The following is a 15,706-nucleotide window of genomic DNA, read 5'->3' as shown; positions in this document are numbered from 1 at the left end:
GACAGCTGGTCGTCACCGGCTTCCACCCGCTCGATGGAGCACGCCATCTGCGCGCGCCGGACGGCGTCGACGAGCGAGTCATCCGCCCGGTGGCGAACCATTCCTTCGCGCTGCTGGAGGCCGAGGAGCGTGTGCTGCGGGCAGAACTGGCTCAGCACCGTGTGCCCGAAGGCGTCCAAGAGTGCATAGCGCAGGTCTGGCCGCCATGAGCAGAGGCAGCCATGTGCTCCCCGCCGGGGCTGAGGCAGCCACCTCCGGCCCGGCGCGGTCCGTCGACCTTGACGAGGAACCCGTTGTTGGGGCCACCGATGATCCGGTTCTTCAGGTAGAAGCCGGACATGATGCGTTCGAGCAAAAAGCCGCGGCGCGTGGACAGCGTCGAAACTGAGCTGTGGGCTGTCCTAGGTTCCCGTCTCGGGCTCTGTCGTTGGGTGGGGTGGCGGGGGTATTCCGATGAGCGCGCGCCCGAGAGGCGTGAGGCTGTAGTGCACCGCGTTCGCGCGTCGACGGTGGGTGACCAGTCCGGCCTCGCAGAGGACCTTCATGTGGTACGTGGCGGTTCCGTCGGAGATGCCGACTGTATGCGCGATGGAACTGTTGGTGTGTTCCCTCGGGACGGTATGCAGAAGTGCGGCTCGGGTGGGACCGACGAGGGCTGCCAGTCGGCGCTCGTTGCCCTCGGCGCCTCCTCCATATGCCGCTTGCCAGAAAGGAGTTGGCTCCATGGGGTACAGCAAGACCGGAGTGAGCGCTGGGTCGGCGAGGGTGATGGGTTTTTGGAAGCAGAAGAAGGACGGAATGAGGAGCAGTCCGCGGCCCTCGAGGTGAAGGTCCCAGTCGGAGTGGTAGTGCACCTGCAGAATGGGGGCTGTCCACTGGATGGTCGGGTGCAGATGTTCCAGCAGGCGCTCCACGCCTCCGTCGAGGATGTCCCGGGCGTGTGCGGAGCGCTCCGCGTCGAATCTGCCGCGGATGTGTGCCATGTACGGGGCGATGGCCGTCGCGTAGTACCGGTCCAGGATCCGTTCCAGCCGGCCCATGATGTGTGCCTGGCCGCGTGAGAGGTCGTGGGACCAGGTCGGCAGCGACCCGCCCGCGGCGAGTTGCGCGACTTCGTCGTGTAATCGCTGTCGGGGCGTGGACAACAAGGCGTCCCGCCCCGTCTCGTAGCCGAGCACGCCTTCGGCCGGGGTGAGGAAGTCAGGAAAGTACGCCGCGGCCGGGGCGAGGGGCAGCAAGAGGTCGCGGATGTCCCCCAGGCCGCTGTCGGCACGGAGTTCGGTGGCCGTGCGATGGCGCCACATTCCGAACCCCGAACGCCCTTGGGTGGTCTGCAGCATGTGCAGACTCAGGACCGTCTCCCAGAGAGCATCTGGGGCCGGCGCCACCCGAGTCCGCGGAAGATCGGCGGCCGTGAAATGGATACGCAACATCGCTGTCCCCCTGCCCCTCTCGCGCCGCGTCGGCCCGGCGTCGGCTGGTCCGCTCGTCGTGCAGAGTAGCGGGGACGCTACGTGTTTCGAGCACGCTCAAAAGTGGGTGACGGCCTCAACTGTGCCTGGGATCCTCCCGGTTCGAAGGCCGCGCGGCGTGCCGAGCCTGCCGCCCCTCAGCACTCACGGCCGCACGTGATCCAACCTGTCCGCCCGCCAGGCCCCTGCCGTCCGGCTATTGCCAAGAATGGAACCTGGAATGACACCGACGTCCGCCCCCGCATCGACCACCCCCACGCGGCGCAGCCTCGTCGCACCGCTAATCGCGGCCGTGCTGGCGCTGGCGGGCTGTTCGAGCCACGGGCCGGCCAAGGCGTAGAGATCGCAAAGGCGGCGGGTGACTGGCCCGAACCGCTGGACGTCGAACGCGCCCTGTACGAAGCCCTCGACGGGCAGCCCGTACACCGATAGAGCAGCCTCTGGGGATTCCTCGCCGCCTTCCTGCCGGCGCTCGACACGATCAGCCGGCGAGGCACGTAGACGGTGCGCCCACAGGCGACGGTGGCCTGGGGATCGCGGGCGAGCGCGTGCAGAGACTTGCCGATGTGAGCCAAATTCGGCGGGCGTGTTCGCCGAGTCGGCACCGGTTGTTCTTCTGTGGCGCGGGCGGTGGTGTACCTGCCGTTCCGTCGGCTGTCGACGACAGCTTCGGCGAGGAAACGTCAAGGTGCAGGGCGCGCATTGCCGTGGACTCGGAGGCGTTCGTCAGCAGCCAACCCCGTCACCCAAACGGGCATAGCTCGCATCGGTTGCTTACCGGCGTGTCTGGGCAGAAAAGAGGCGATCGCCATCCTAAGCCTCTCGCTAGTTCGGGTTGGTTCAGATGAACGAAGAGTGCTCGTCGGCTCATGTCCGCATCGGCTCCGAAGGACAAGGTCGCCAGGTCATGTATGTGGGGGGTGTGCAGGGGGTGCGCCTACGCCATGAGCTGGCGCTCACGCTCCATGAACTACTGCTGTGGGCCAAGCAGGAACGAGATACGAGCGGGAGGAAGGCCGAGGGGGCGTAGCGGTGACCGATCGAGAAGAACCTCCCGTGTGGCACCCGCCTGTTCAGGCGCCAGTTGGTGCGCCTGCCCGGTTCTCCGACTTGGCCGTATCCCCGTTTGCCCTCCCGGTGCTTCTGCTGAGCGGCAGCGTGCGTGTGGCGTGGATCGGCCGGACATCGACGGAGGAAAGCCAGGATCCTCGGCTGTCGCTGATGCGCCAGCTTGAGCGATGCAGGTCGGCGCTACCCGCTACGTGGACCATCACCTGCCACTTCTTCGATGTCGAATCTGGCCGGCTTCCGCTCGCGATGCGTGGCAACAAGGAGAACGCCGCGATGTTCGGCATTCCGATTCCACGGGATGGCGGAATTTCAGATCTCCTGGAGGAGGCGTCAAGCCGGGGACGAAGGTTCGATGTTGCGATCTCTGAAAGTACGTCACGGATCGCCCGTGCCATGTTCGAGAGCCTCTCGATCGAGCGGACGCTGGAAAGCTCGGGGGTCCCCCTGTTCGCCTGGAATGAGACGATCAAACTAGAGGGCGGCAGGTCGCAACAGATCTTGCAGCGTCGGATCAATCAGTCGGTCGCCGAATATGAGGTCTACAACGCCCTTGAGACGTCATGGGGCGGACTGTGTGCACACGTTCGTGAAGGTTGGAACATCGGCAAGCCGCCGTACGGGTATGCGGCTAAGAAGTACCGCAATCCGAATCCGGTGAAGGCCGACAAGGGAGCGATGAAGAGCCGGCTCGTGCCGGATGGGTTGCGAGCCGTGACCGTCACGCAGATCGCCAACTGGCGCTACTACCAGGCACTGGGGTACGGAGAGATCGCTGACCTGCTGAACGCGGATCTTGAGCTCTACCCTCCTCCGCAGCCGCCAGGTTGTGTCCGTGCGCGCGGGGTCTGGGGCAGGTCAACGGTGTACGAGATCCTCAACAACCCCAAGTACACCGGCTATCAGGTGTTCAACCGGCGGGCTTCGCGGTCGCGGGGCGGGAAAGTGAATGACCCGTCGATGTGGGTATGGTCACCCGGCCCGGCCCATGAGGCACTCATTCCCAAGTGGATGTTCGACCGGCTTACCGCTCGCCGACGGAAGCGGAGGGCCCCGACTGCGGTGGAGGATGTCTCAGAGGATGAGCATCGGTGTTATGTGTTGCGCGGCAGAGTCTTCTGTTTCTGCGGGCGTCGTCTCCATGGAAACCAGCGCAGAGGAGTTACCTATTACATCTGCTGGCCGAAGGCGAACAATCGCGGCCGTCCTGACTCGTATGCCGGGCACCCCAAGGTGCGCTATGCCAATGAGGCCAAGCTCCTCAAGAAGGTGGCGCGGCTGTACGCGGACTGCTTGCTCGGGCCCCGTCACCTCGATCGTCTCGCCGGGGACCTGGCACTGGTGAGTGCTCCCGTGTCGCCAGCTTGCTCGGTCGGGCCCGATGCCCAGGCGGCGGGTACCGGTGACTCGAGTCCCGACCTTGTGGAGCATCTCCCGTTCCTGCTGGCCCATCTGGAGTTGGCGCCGAAGCATCTCCTGCTTCGACTGTTCCAGGTGACAGACCTTGCTATCCGTCTACCGGCCGCGGGGGACGCCTGCGGTCTGACGGTGTCTGTGCCCGCGAGTTATGGTCCCGCTACGGCCTCCTCCAGAGAATCGTGAGGAGCGTGGGGCCACGTGTGACGGGGTCGGTCCGAGTGAGGCGACTACCGTGCCAGGACTGCGAGTTGGGCGAGCGACTGGTGGAGCCGGCCACAGTGAGGGACTGCGCCTGGTTGGAGGGTGCGAGGGCTTCGGGCGCGCCCAGGCGGTCCTCTGGTTTTGGGTCGGAGCAACCGCATGAGGGGCTGCGGCCCCGATCGTTGAGGCTGGCAAGGTAGTTGTCCGGGGTCTTGTCGTATCGAGTCGCCCCAGAGCACGCCTCGAGAGCAAATACAGCAGATTGATCACGACTCGACAGACACCCCCAGACACATTGCTGCCGCCCAATGACATGGCTGCTGCACTGGGGTGGCTGAGCTGCTGGCTATACAGCGCATTCGGGGGCGAATTCCACGATGTGATCTCGTAGCGCATCGCGGAACTTCTCCTGCAGCGCTTTCACCTGCTCAGTGCCCGGCAGCACGTTCTGCTCCCACACTCGCCTGCGCTTCGTCAGATACCTCACCGAGCTTGGGTTCTCCCCGTTGGTCACTAGCACAGCCTTCTTGCCGACCTTGCCCAAGTCGACGCAGAGTCCTTCGAAGCCGCGGGCAGCCCCCAACGGAGGAGAGGAGGCGTAGAACTTGCACTCGGCCGCCACGACGCAGAACTTGGTCCGCGGCAGGGACCGGTGTCGTCTGCAGTATTCGGCCTCCGCGGCCCACAGGATCAGTACGTCACACTCGTGCGCAACCCGCGATGCGCCTTCGACCTTCACACCGATGTGGATCTCCAGTTCCGGCGTCCCGGGGAAGGAGACCAGGGCGTGGGTGTATTCGCGCCGGGTGGACCAGATGTTGCCCGGACTCGTCCTGAAGATCAGATCACTGGTGGGAGAGCCCTTGACAGTACGAAACTCCACGTCGGCTCCTGCGGCTGCAGCCGCTTGGACCGCGAGCGTAAAGACATAGCCTTCGTACACGTCCCAGGGTTCCGACTTGGACGTGTAGGACACCGAGTCCGCCGGCAGCGTGCGTTGCAGTTCGTCGAGCAGTGCGGTGACGTCTGTCATGACTGCACCACCAGGGTACGTAGTTGCGCGAGCACGGTGGCAGCGCGCGCCTGCTGTCGTTCGTCGCCGTCGGCCGCATCGCTACCGGGCTCCGAATCCACCGCCAGCGTCCGGATCTCGTATCCGGGCCGATCCTCGTCTGGAGCGAAGGAGATCGAGGCTGTCGGAACCACGCGAAGCGCCGTCGACGGCGAGAAGTTCTTCAGCATCTCCCGCTCGACTGCGGGCAGTTCGGTCAGAACGCGGTAGACCGCATCGATCAGGATCACGATGCGCTGGCCCACGGGCATCTCGGCGAGTGTGACGGTGCGGCGAGGGGCACTCCACCCCGCTACCGCCTCGAACTGATACCCACTGTCGTCGCCGAGCCCCAAGCGGTAGCTCCAGCTGTTGTAGCTGCGTCTCGGAGGCGAATCGTCGTCCTCCGCGATCCCCTCGGCGATCTGCTCATCCGCCTGTTCGATCACCCAGTCGAGACCCGACTCCTCAGCGATTTCCCGCAGCCGCTGTTCAACTGCCCGGAGTTCCTCCTCAGTCATGGCCACAGGCTACCTATCCGTAGAGCTGAACATCCGCCTGAATCGGACACCGTTGCGTGGGCGAAACGCGACGCTTGATCACGACTCGATACGCTTCCGAGTGCGCCCACCGGCCCGGTGCGCTTATGGCTGAGGGCCCGACTCGCCGGGATGATCGCGTGCTTCGCTGCCGGGGGAAGGGGGATGTGGTTGCTGCCCGTCTTCGCTGTCGGCGGAACGGCCTCGTGTGGCTGTGATCAGAGCTGCAGCACCGGCGGCGGCGCTGCCCGTTGCGGTGAGCAATGTAGCGATCAGGCCGATCGCTTCTTTCGCCAACACAGTGCACGCTCCCAGGGAAATGGGCGGGTGGTGACCCCGCGGAGAACCGGCCGTTCCCATTGCAGCGACCGGTGCCGCTGCCTACCCGAGGAAGGGTCCCGGGGTTCTATCGTGATGGGGTGCCGAGGTTGGTCAGCGCAGCAGATGCACGCCTCATGAATGAGTCGGGGGCGACTCAGGAGCAGCTGGAGGCGTGGCGCAGGGTGGGGCTGCTGCCGCGCAATCCGCGCGGATGGCGGGGGCGGAAGGGATCCACGTCCTCGGTACATCCGCAGGCGTCCGCAGTGGCCACTGCACTCTGCGGAACGAGCCGCAGGGGACGACCGTTGCGCGACAGCGCGATCGAACTGATCACGATGCGTCCGGAGGTTCCGTTGCAAGAAGCGGGAGTCCGGTGGGCACTGAGTGAGTTCGTCAAGCATCGCGATGACGGCGTGATCCACCGAATCGAGGAGGCAGAGCAGGCCGCCGCCTCGAAGGATGAGGCCGTCGACCGTGCATCGTCCATTGCACACCGCTTCGCGCTGGGGCCAACGGCCCGGTGGCCAACTGGCGTTCCGCGGTTCGCCAGCCGACACGACGCGGTGGATGCAGTAGAGCGGCATACCGTCGTACGGGCGCTGGGTATCGAAGCGGCCGATGTAGCCACGGACGACTATGTGCGCGCCGCGCAGACAGTCATGGCGCGAGTAGCGACGGAACACGGCAGCGACCCAGGACTCGCCGCCCTGCAGCACGCGATGGTGGAGCAGGCCACGGTACGGGGAGCGCCCTACCTCGCAGAACGCACTCGGGCGTTGTGGCGTTCCTACGATCAGAGCATCGTCCGCTGCACTCCCTTCGAGGTGTTGATGCTGGCGCGAGACGGCCGAGTCCTGATCGAGTGGGTCGGCCGGGTTTTCCGTGCCGCAACCTGGAGCGTCCCGGCCGATCCAACCCTGCGCCGCCTCCAGCAACTCCGCGCTTCGAGCACACCGCTCGCCCTCCACGTGCCCTTGGTCGGGCCGGAGTTCGACGAGGTCAATGCCCACGAGTGCGCGAGCCGCGCCCAGATGCTCATCGAGGATTGCTACCCGCTGTTCCAGAAGATCGCGCCCCTGGCTCCCACTGTCGTCGCGCTCACCCCGCTGCTGCGCGACATCGAGGCGTTGATTCCGCGGGCCCGCTCGGCCCGGCAGGCCATGCAGCGATGGAGTGCCGACGAAGCGGCCAGGGCGCGCAGTCTGTCAGGACATCCGCATCCCGGTTGTGACTGGTGCGGCCGTACTCCCGTGGCTGAAGGCATGGCTGGCGCGGTGGCCGACTCCTCGTTCCTCCATCCCCACAACCCCGAGAACGACGGAAGACGGCCCGTCATCGCCTGCTCAGCGCACCACCGGGATGCCTTGTACGATCACTATGAGCAGCGCCCGTTCTTCGACGAAGAGGTCCAGGCAGCCGGGATCGCCCGCGCATTCCACCAGCATCCGACAGGGCTCACCGCTGAGCAGCTCGCTGTGGTCTCCGGGCTCTCGGACGAGCAAGTGGACCATCTCAGCGTGTGGCACAACGAGGCCGAACGTCGCGGCTTCTACCGATCCCACCTGGCGTGCTCGCGCAGGGCTCCCTCATTTGTCCGTCGCGACTTCAAGATCAACTTCATTCCGGGGAACTGAAGAACCTCCGGGTGTCCGGCAGCGGCGCCGAGTAGCCGGCAAGAGCGGCGTGATGCTGCTTCATGCGACGTTGAGTGGTGCGGTCTTTGAGATCCTCAGGAACGCATGCTCACTTGCCGCACCCGACAGACGGAGACGGCCCGGGGGACCGGGCCCTTCAGTCATTGGCTGAACTCGCTGCGCGGCATGCCCCGCTGGTGACGTCCGATCGGAGGGGACTCGCCGTCGTGTGGGCGGCAAGCTTGCGCAGCCGGTTCACGGACTTCGTCGAGGTCGAGTATGTCGAGCAGGGATTCACCCCAGGTGGCCCAGCGCATCAACACCCACCAACTGAACAAGACGATGTCCTGCTGCCGCGCGAGTCCCTCGGCATGTTTGCTGAAGGTGCTATTGGTGATCAGAATCGAGATATCGGCGTTGTGGACAGGGCCAATGCCCATGAGCTCGCGGACCGCTGACACCCCCACCGGCTTTGCTGTCGTGGTGTGCTTGCACTGAACGACCACCCTTAGGCCAGCAGGTGTGGTGGCAATGACGTCGACACCGCCGTCGTGTGGCCCGCCGTGTCGCCGTTCGACGTCGAGTCCGTCGCGCGCTGCCAGAGCGGAGACCAGGTGCTCGAACCGACGGTGGGACATCGCGTGAATCTGTGGCAGTTGCGTGCTCGCAGGCGAGGCCAAGAAGTCCCGGGCCCGCTGTTCTTCGATGGCCAGGGCATGAAGGCATTCACGGTCGTCCGCGAGGAGCGCCTGTACTCGGCCCGACGATTCGCTGCAGTGGTGGAGGAGTTCGGCGGCGGCGTCGAGTTCCGGCGTGCTGCAGGGGTATTGACGGTAGCGCTCCGCCGGTTTGGTGCTGAGCCAGCGCAGGCGCTGCTGGAGCTGTTCGCCGTGTGCGACATCCTCTCGCGACCAGCGCAATTCCTGATCCAGAAGCCGCTCGAGCCGCTGGGCAGCCAGAGCGCAGCGAACGGTCGTGGGGGTGCACGCGGGGTCGTCGAAACCCGGTTCGTGTGTGGCACGGCGGTGAGCATCGGTGTGCTTGCGCTTGAGATCATCACAGTGGGCCCGGAGTTGGAGCAGGACATGCGCCAACAGGAGGTCCTCGGTGGCCCAGCGCACCGCAGCCTCCAGAACCGCGTCATCGGCGTCCGCGGCTCGGCGCTCCAGCATCTCGTTGAGCGTCTCGTCCTGATACACGGGCGCTGCGGCGCGCAGGGCGTGGGCATCGGTCATGACTTTGTCTCCGTGGCCGTGTGCGCCTCGCAGGAGCCGAGGACCGTCGGGAGGGGGCAGGACCATGTCGCCCAGCGTTCCAGGCCCTCCCGGCCAAGGAGTCGGACATCGCTGCTCTGCGCATAGCGCTGTGCAGTCGGCGAGAAGCGTCCGTTGGTGACGGCGACCATGCTGGCCCCGGGAAACTGATGCCGTGCAGCATCGGCCATCTCGAGCACGTCGGGAAGTCCGAGGGCAGGCAGGGGCGGTGGCGTGAAGCTGCCGTGACCGTAGACGGGAAGATGCTTGGTGAGGAAGACGACGGGCCGGCCGTCGGGCAGAGCGGCCGTGACGGGCAGCTGCTGGCCGCTGTAGCTGGGCGCGGGGTGCGGTGTGCCGTCGGCGAGATCGGCGATCACGTCGTGGAAGTCGTCCTTGCAGTAGAGGTCGATGTCCTTCAACGTGATGGCGTTGCGGTCCGCGGCAGCCTGCCTGCGGAGGTCCTCCTCCAAAACCAGTTCCTGCAGGACTCGTATGTTCTCGGACCGCAAGGCGTGCACTCTCCGACGGGCTGCATCGAGCTGGTGGTGAAACGCACCGAACGCCTCAAGCGGAGACAGCCGATGAATTCCCAGGCCGGACGCAGGCGGCGGGGGCACGCCTTGGTCACCGTGGCCAGCTATCCGGGAGCGCACGCGGGTCGCCTCGTCCACGGCGGAGGTGGCCTCCGCCAACTCCTCGTTGAGGGCTTGGACAAGCGCCTGGGCAGCCGCTGCAGAGACCGTGTCGATGTGCCGTGAAGCGGGGTGCAGCGGCGAACTGGGCCGGGAGCCACCGTGCTGCTCGGCGTCGTCCTGCGCGGTGGCGATGTCGTCCCGGTGCGCGGTCATACGGTCGAAGATCTCCGCAGCGATGTCCCACGTACAGGCATGGAAGAACGCTGCGTATCGCTCGTTCTCGCCAGCCGCCGCTGCAGCACGAGCAAGAGCAGCACCACGACTGTCTTCGCTGAGCAGGTCCCGGAGGCTGTGCGTCGGTAATCCAGTGGTCACGGCGGGACTCTACTGAGCGGCACTGACAATGCCGACCGAGACGATCTCCGGTCGGCCTGCTCGCCGTTCGTCGTTCGCCGCACCGCAACGCCCCGCAGCCCAACTCGGGCATGCCGGGCGTCGTTGTGGTCCTCGTCAGCTGCTGGCGGCTGATAGGGCGGTCGTCCAGTTGGTGGCGATGGCGTGGCGGGCGTCGTCGAGGGACACCTGTCCGGCGCACACGGCGGTCTTGAGCTTGTTCTCGATCGTGTCCTTGTCGTCAGCTGTCTTCCCGTCGGCCGTGTACCGGGGCTCCGGCCACAGGTTCTGAGGATCCCGTGGCACACCGCCAGTTCTAACGGAAAGAGATGATCACCGACCCCAGGGCATGGCGTCAGTCGATGATGGCGTTGAAGAACATGACGGCCGCCGCGAAGGCGGTGCCTCCCGCGAGGAGGCCGGTCGTCGTGGCGGCGCCGCCGAGCACCGTCAGTACGACGGCTGCGACGGCGGACAGGACTCCGAGCAGGAGGATGACCGCGGCACGTTGGCTGAGCAGCGGCGGCTGCGGGTTGGGCTGGGACACGGTCGGCTCCTACAGGGGTGGGAGGTGCACGCGGTACGTCCGGTGCGGCTGATGCTGGAGGTATAGGCGAGGCCCATACCCGTCACCCCCTGTGACGTGAATCACCGTCAGGGGCCGCAAAAAACTTCTGAGTTGGGAGGGGGGAAAGCGCTCGATGGCGTCTATGACGTGTGCGAGGGGCGGCTGCACGGGGGCCGCCGAACCTGCAGCGGATGCTAGGGAGCGGATGTGCCGGACGTGCTCGAGGGCGGAGAGAACGCCGCCTGCACCCCTTCATGCCCCAGTGGAGAAGAGGTGGCGGAGCTCAGACCGCAGGCCCTTGACCTCCTCGACCAGGAACTCGCGGGCGAGGACGGCGTGGTGGACCGCGCGCGCCGCCGGCAGGTCGACGCGCGGATCGTGGACATCCTGCGGGCTGACGGTTTCCAGGGCCCCCGCTACCAGAAGGCCATCGAGCGCCTGACTCAGTACGGCTACCTGACCATGACCAAGTGGACCATCAGCGGCGAGGTGTTCCGCAAGGCGCGCCAGGTAGGGCGGCCGGTCCCGTTGGAGAAGGCCAGCCCCGTCTGGTCGCCGGAGGATCGCCAGGGCGTCGTGGTCGACAGCGTGCTGGGGGGCCTGCGCGTCTTCCACACCCACGGCCTGGTCCAGGGGCGTTGGAGCGCCGCGGGCGGGGCGAACCTGGACACCTACTTCGTCGGCGCCGTGCTGCGTGCGTTCCCCCGGATTTACATCCGTTGGTACGACAGCCACCGCCGGGGGCAGGCCGAGCTGGCGGTTTCCCCCTGCGCCGACGACACGTCGGCCGACCCCTTCAGCCTCGTCCCCGATCAGCGGGCCACGGACCCCGCCCATCACGCGGAATCCCGGGACATCCTTGAGCGCCTCCTGCCCCTGGTGAAGGACCCGCAGCTGCTGGAAGCGCTTGGGTTTTGTGCCTTGGGCTACACCCAGGCCGAAGCGGCCCGGCGCGTCGGCCTGACGGAGAAGGCGCTGGAGCGCCGGATCAGCAGGCTGCGCGGCCGCGTCAATCGCCGGGCCCTCGTGCTCGCACAGGAAGAGGGGGAGCAGCGGTGACCGTCCGAAGCGAAGGAGCCATGGACCACATCACGACGGAGGACCTCGAGGACTTCGACACCCTGCTGGAAGCATCGAGCCTGGGCGCACCCCGCGTGGCACAGAGCCTCGGGGCCGCCCCGGCCGGGGCGCGACGCCGGTTCGAAGACGCGGCTCGGCAGCCGCACCTGTGCGTCGGGCCGGAAGGCGAACAATCCGAGAGCGAGGCGCCGACCGCGGACGTGCCGGCCACACCTTCGGCTCGCAGCTGGCTGAGGCAGGGACCCGAAGTGAAGGCCGTGCTGTGGCTCGCCCCGGGCTCAGGCAAGACTCGGTCGCACTGGCAATCTCGGTGGCAGGAGCTCGTTCGCGCCGAGCCGCTATTGAAGTCTTGGGCCTTGCTTTCTGGTGCCAGTTTGAATCCCGGTGCGCGCAGAGTGGGCCAGCATGTGGAACAAGCGGCGACGGAACTATGGTCGTCTCGCTATCAGGAGTGCCTGTCGGTGAGGGAACTGGCACGTATCGCGGGAAGACTTCCTGGTCTCAACGCGCACGGCCGTTGCGCGCTCCAGGACGTACTTCGAGAGCAGATGGCAGAAGTGGGCTGGCGGCAGATCCTGCGGAACGGCCGGGAGCAGGACCCCGAGTCCGCACATCGTATTGCCCGTGAAGCGGTTGGTTTGGATGGGCGGGATCAGGTGTGTGCGGTACTCAGGGAGCAACTTGCTCACCGCACTCCCCGGTGGGGCGTGCTCCACGACGCTGTTGACGTGGCCCCGGCTCTCCTGGAGGGCCTGCGGTGCGCAGAGACGGAGAGCAGCAACTCGCCATCGAACTCGAGAGATTTCCGCCTCAGCGTGCCGGGCGGGAGTGACCGTCGGGCCATCATTCTTCTGCACCATCACCTGAGAGCGCGGTGGTCACAGGACAGGTGGCAAGGGCTCAGAGAGCCTCGTAACGCAGGGGAGTGGGTGCCTTCGATCCTGACCGGTCAGGCAGGGAGCGGCAAGTCCGCCCTGCTCGGACGCTGGCTACTTGAAGGCGCACTGTCGCGTGACGTACCTGGATCCGACGGCATGGCCTGGCGGACAGCGGAGGCCACATTTGATTCATTCATGCGGTCGCAGTACGGGTGGAAGCGTGCACTGGAGCGCTCTGTGCGCCTGGCTTCTCAGTTGCCTGATACGAGAGACGGTTCGGCGGCTTCTGCGCGCCTTGCCGTCTGGCTGCTTTGTCTTGCGGAGCAGAGGCCAGAGCTGGCTCCCTGGCCCTCACCGGCCGCATGGACCGTGACCTCTGTTGGCTCCTCGCGATCGCGTCGAAGTGCAGGCCGAACACTCAGCAGTCCATGGTGGAATCAGGGGACACCGGCCGAAGCCAATCCGAGAGAGGTATCAGAGAAGCAAGTTGTAAGGATGGAACTCCCGGGTCGATTCCATCGGAGTCGGTCCGGCACCTTCACTCTGCCCTTGCAGGTACGCCTGACCTTTTGCGGAACAGACCCGGTCGCCGTGCAAGCGGTCTTCCAGATCCAGGGGAAGGAAACTTCCTGGACTTTCGGTAGAGACCTGTTGGTCGAAGGCATTCGATCCAAGGTGGGCGATGGGGATGTCTCGGTGTGGCCAGAAACGCCGGAAGTCGGCGATGCGCGCCTGTACCTCGAACTACGACCGCCTGAGGGGAGGTGTGTTGTTTCGCTGCCACGCCCGCAGGTGAAGGAGTTTCTGGAACAGGCAATGCACATCGTTCCCCGCTCAGCCGAGGAGCGCTACGTCCGTTCCGGACTGACCGAGCTCGAGATGCACCTCAACCAAGCCGGCACATTCTCAGGAAGGAAGGACTCATAACCTGGCGTCGACGTCAGCCTGTTGGGCCTACTGGGCTACAGGCGGGCAGGCCACCCGCGAGCCCCGGTCGCGACGAGGAGTCGCGTGTCGATGTGAGGTCTCAGGAGATGCTTGACCATTCGTGCTCGGGACATCGTTGACACGTTCGGCTGGTTCTCCGGCGTCTGATGGGTGGCGATGCGGCAGGGGTGCTTCCGTCGGTGGTTGTGGATGTGCAGCAGCTGGCCGAGTACCGCTACCGAGCCGTCCGCGAGGTGCTCGGTGGGTCGCCCATCGGCGAAGTCGCGGTCCGGTACGGCACTTCGCGCCAGACGCTGCACAACTGGCGGCGTCGGTTCGAACAGGAGGGCCTGCCTGGCCTGCTGGACCGTTCGCGACGGCCGCGGAACAGCCCCACGCGTCTGTCGGCCGAGGTTGAGGCCGAGATCTGCGAACTGCGTCGTCAGCATCCTCGGTGGGGCGCCCGCCGGATCTCCCACGAACTGGCCACCCGCGGAGAGGAGTCGGCGCCGTCACGTGCCACGGTTCACCGGGTGCTGTTCCGCAACGGTCTGGTTCGCCCCCAGGAACAGCAGCATCCACGCCAGTACCGCCGGTGGCAGCGCGAGGCGCCCATGCACCTGTGGCAGATGGATCTCGTCGGCGGAGTCCCGTTGGCCGACGGGCGGGAGTGCAAGATGGTCACCGGCATCGACGACCACTCCCGGTTCGTCGTGATCGCCTCCGTGGTGGCCGTGCCCAGCGCCCGCGCGGTGTGTTCCGCCTTCACCGCCGCGATGCGCCGCTATGGAGTGCCCTTCGAAGTCCTCACGGACAATGGCAAGCAGTTCACCGGCCGCCATACCCGGCCCCAGCCGGTCGAGGTGCTGTTCGAGCGCATCTGCCGGGAGAACGGGATCACCCAGCGGCTGACCAAGCCGAGATCACCTACCACCACCGGCAAGATCGAACGGTTTCATCGCACCCTGCGCGAGGAGTTCCTCGACCACGTGGCCCCCTTCGAGTCCCTGGCCGCGGCGCAGGACGCGGTCGATGGCTGGGTGAACGCCTACAACCACCAACGTCCGCACCAGGCCCTGAACATGGCCACCCCCATCAGCCTGTTCCGGCCCCACGCCGCCCGCGACCGTGGCGCTGATCATCCCGAACAGATCGCCGGTGACACGCAGTTGGCGGTCGACGTGGTCGAGCCACCGGTCCTGCCTCCGCAGGGCACCGCCATCGAGTTCGAGGTCCGGGTGCCGCCTCGCGGCGAGATCACCTTGGTGTCGAACAGACAGCAGGTCGGCATCCACCAGGCGCTGGCCGGCAGAACCCTGACCGTCTGGGCGAACCAGCGCAGCGTCCACTACCTCCTGGACGGACACCTGGTCACCACAAGTCCGTCCCGGCTACGACCGGAGGACATCGCCTACCTGACCATGCGCTACGGCGCCCGGCCGGCCGGGCCGGAACCCGCACCGTCCGCTCTGCCCAGGACGGGCAGCGGCACGGCCATGCTCGCGGCCGGGGAGCCGGTCGAGGTCGACCGCAAAGTCCAGCGGGACGGGCTCGTCTGCCTGGCCGGGGGCCGCTACCAGGGCGGGTTCGCCCTCGCCGGCCGCACCATCACGTTGCGGCTGAACGGGCACCTCATGCACGCCATCGCGGACAACGCCCTGATGGGGACGTGGCCATGCCCGATCCCGGCCGAGCGGCTGGGAGAGATCCGCGGTGCACGGACCGCAACTTCCCCGTTGCCTCCTCCGCCCTTGCCGACAGGGGCCATTCGGGCGCAGCGCAAGGTGCACGCGAGCGGGCGCTTCATGATCAATGGACAGTTCATCAAGCTCGGTCCACGGCACGCCGGAAAGATCGTCACGGTCGTCATCGAGGACACCCACTTCCGGATCCTGCATGGCGAAGACGAACTCGCCGTCAGGCCCCGCAAGAACCTCAAGCCGATCACCAGGCTCTACGTGAAGGGCATGGGGACGCAAGCCGAGCGTCAAGCATCTCGTGACGACAAACGGTCAAGGAAGTCCTGAGACCTCACACCGACAGTCGCGCGGGCGCGTGCCCGTTATCCAGTGTGCGGGACGCCTATGACACGGCTGTCGGTGACGGGAGTTGCCCTCCCCATCCTCCGGTCAGACTGCGCAGGCGCCTCGCCCCGAGCACCGCTTGCCGGAGCAAACCCCTGCCGCTGCAATGAGGATGGCGTGTAACGCCGTCCTGAGAAGCGCGGCACAGTGACGGTGGGAGTCGCGTACAGCCTCATACCG

The 15,706-nt window shown here is 66.3% G+C and carries 12 protein-coding genes and 1 pseudogene; 6 read left to right on the top strand and 7 right to left on the bottom strand.

The features are described from left to right. Positions 1-2 precede the first annotated feature (2 nt). A pseudogene (locus tag ACIBUY_RS04680) lies at positions 3-152 on the top strand (phosphohydrolase); the annotation flags it as partial. Positions 153-401: 249 nt separating this feature from the next. Here ACIBUY_RS04680 and ACIBUY_RS04675 read toward each other — a convergent pair. After that, entirely contained in the window at positions 402-1,340 is a 939-nt protein-coding gene (locus tag ACIBUY_RS04675; RefSeq protein WP_399151788.1) for an ArsR/SmtB family transcription factor, read from the bottom strand. A gap of 1,269 nt (positions 1,341-2,609) precedes the next feature. On the opposite strand from ACIBUY_RS04675, the gene ACIBUY_RS04670 reads away from it, so the two are divergent. Then, a complete protein-coding gene (locus ACIBUY_RS04670) occupies positions 2,610-4,142 on the top strand; it encodes a recombinase family protein (RefSeq protein WP_399151787.1) in 1,533 nt (510 codons plus the stop codon). Between the two features lie 364 nt (positions 4,143-4,506). On the opposite strand, the gene ACIBUY_RS04665 is transcribed toward ACIBUY_RS04670, so the two are convergent. Next, on the bottom strand, positions 4,507-5,193 hold the full coding sequence (locus ACIBUY_RS04665) for a hypothetical protein (protein WP_399151786.1): 687 nt from the start codon (positions 5,191-5,193) through the stop codon (positions 4,507-4,509). Beyond that, positions 5,190-5,732, bottom strand: a complete 543-nt coding sequence (locus ACIBUY_RS04660) for a hypothetical protein (protein ID WP_399151785.1) — start codon at positions 5,730-5,732, stop codon at positions 5,190-5,192. The genes ACIBUY_RS04665 and ACIBUY_RS04660 overlap by 4 nt, the downstream gene beginning before the upstream one ends. Before the next feature lie 644 nt (positions 5,733-6,376). On the opposite strand from ACIBUY_RS04660, the gene ACIBUY_RS04655 reads away from it, so the two are divergent. Beyond that, positions 6,377-7,705 carry a hypothetical protein gene (locus tag ACIBUY_RS04655; RefSeq protein WP_399151784.1) on the top strand — a complete coding sequence of 443 codons (1,329 nt, stop codon included), beginning with the start codon at positions 6,377-6,379 and terminating at the stop codon, positions 7,703-7,705. Between the two features lie 161 nt (positions 7,706-7,866). Here the strand turns inward: ACIBUY_RS04655 and ACIBUY_RS04650 are convergent, their stop codons facing one another. The 4 genes from ACIBUY_RS04650 to ACIBUY_RS04635 form a co-directional block, all read right to left on the bottom strand. Beyond that, positions 7,867-8,940: a restriction endonuclease gene (locus tag ACIBUY_RS04650; protein WP_399151783.1), complete on the bottom strand. Its 1,074-nt coding sequence runs from the start codon at positions 8,938-8,940 to the stop codon at positions 7,867-7,869. Continuing rightward, positions 8,937-9,971, bottom strand: coding sequence for a hypothetical protein (locus ACIBUY_RS04645; RefSeq protein WP_399151782.1), 1,035 nt, complete (start codon positions 9,969-9,971; stop codon positions 8,937-8,939). The genes ACIBUY_RS04650 and ACIBUY_RS04645 overlap by 4 nt, the downstream gene beginning before the upstream one ends. Before the next feature lie 135 nt (positions 9,972-10,106). Beyond that, positions 10,107-10,295, bottom strand: coding sequence for a hypothetical protein (locus tag ACIBUY_RS04640; protein WP_399151781.1), 189 nt, complete (start codon positions 10,293-10,295; stop codon positions 10,107-10,109). A 49-nt stretch (positions 10,296-10,344) separates the two neighbouring features. Then, positions 10,345-10,536, bottom strand: coding sequence for a hypothetical protein (locus ACIBUY_RS04635; RefSeq protein ID WP_399151780.1), 192 nt, complete (start codon positions 10,534-10,536; stop codon positions 10,345-10,347). A 294-nt stretch (positions 10,537-10,830) separates the two neighbouring features. Here ACIBUY_RS04635 and ACIBUY_RS04630 point away from each other — a divergent pair, with 294 nt between their 5' ends. The 3 genes from ACIBUY_RS04630 (at position 10,831) to ACIBUY_RS04620 (ending at position 15,469) form a co-directional block, all read left to right on the top strand. Then, positions 10,831-11,616: a hypothetical protein gene (locus ACIBUY_RS04630; RefSeq protein ID WP_399151779.1), complete on the top strand. Its 786-nt coding sequence runs from the start codon at positions 10,831-10,833 to the stop codon at positions 11,614-11,616. Positions 11,617-13,064: 1,448 nt separating this feature from the next. Beyond that, a complete protein-coding gene (locus ACIBUY_RS04625; RefSeq protein ID WP_399151778.1) occupies positions 13,065-13,442 on the top strand; it encodes an SsgA family sporulation/cell division regulator in 378 nt (125 codons plus the stop codon). Positions 13,443-13,642: 200 nt separating this feature from the next. Next, a complete protein-coding gene (locus tag ACIBUY_RS04620) occupies positions 13,643-15,469 on the top strand; it encodes an IS481 family transposase (protein WP_399151777.1) in 1,827 nt (608 codons plus the stop codon). Positions 15,470-15,706 lie beyond the last annotated feature (237 nt).

This window comes from Streptomyces sp. NPDC050085 (genome assembly GCF_044460595.1).
In the GTDB taxonomy this organism is placed as follows: domain Bacteria; phylum Actinomycetota; class Actinomycetes; order Streptomycetales; family Streptomycetaceae; genus Streptomyces.
The sequence above is the reverse complement of the archived record's forward strand: the minus strand, read 5'-3'. Positions and strand labels throughout refer to the sequence as shown.

Bases quoted from the DNA above. Each gene is read 5' to 3' on its own strand.
- ACIBUY_RS04675 (WP_399151788.1), bottom strand. From the start codon at position 1,340: ATGCTGCAGACCACCCAAGGGCGTTCGGGGTTCGGAATGTGGCGCCAT.
- ACIBUY_RS04665 (WP_399151786.1), bottom strand. From the start codon at position 5,193: ATGACAGACGTCACCGCACTGCTCGACGAACTGCAACGCACGCTGCCG.
- ACIBUY_RS04660 (WP_399151785.1), bottom strand. From the start codon at position 5,732: ATGACTGAGGAGGAACTCCGGGCAGTTGAACAGCGGCTGCGGGAAATC.
- ACIBUY_RS04650 (WP_399151783.1), bottom strand. From the start codon at position 8,940: ATGACCGATGCCCACGCCCTGCGCGCCGCAGCGCCCGTGTATCAGGAC.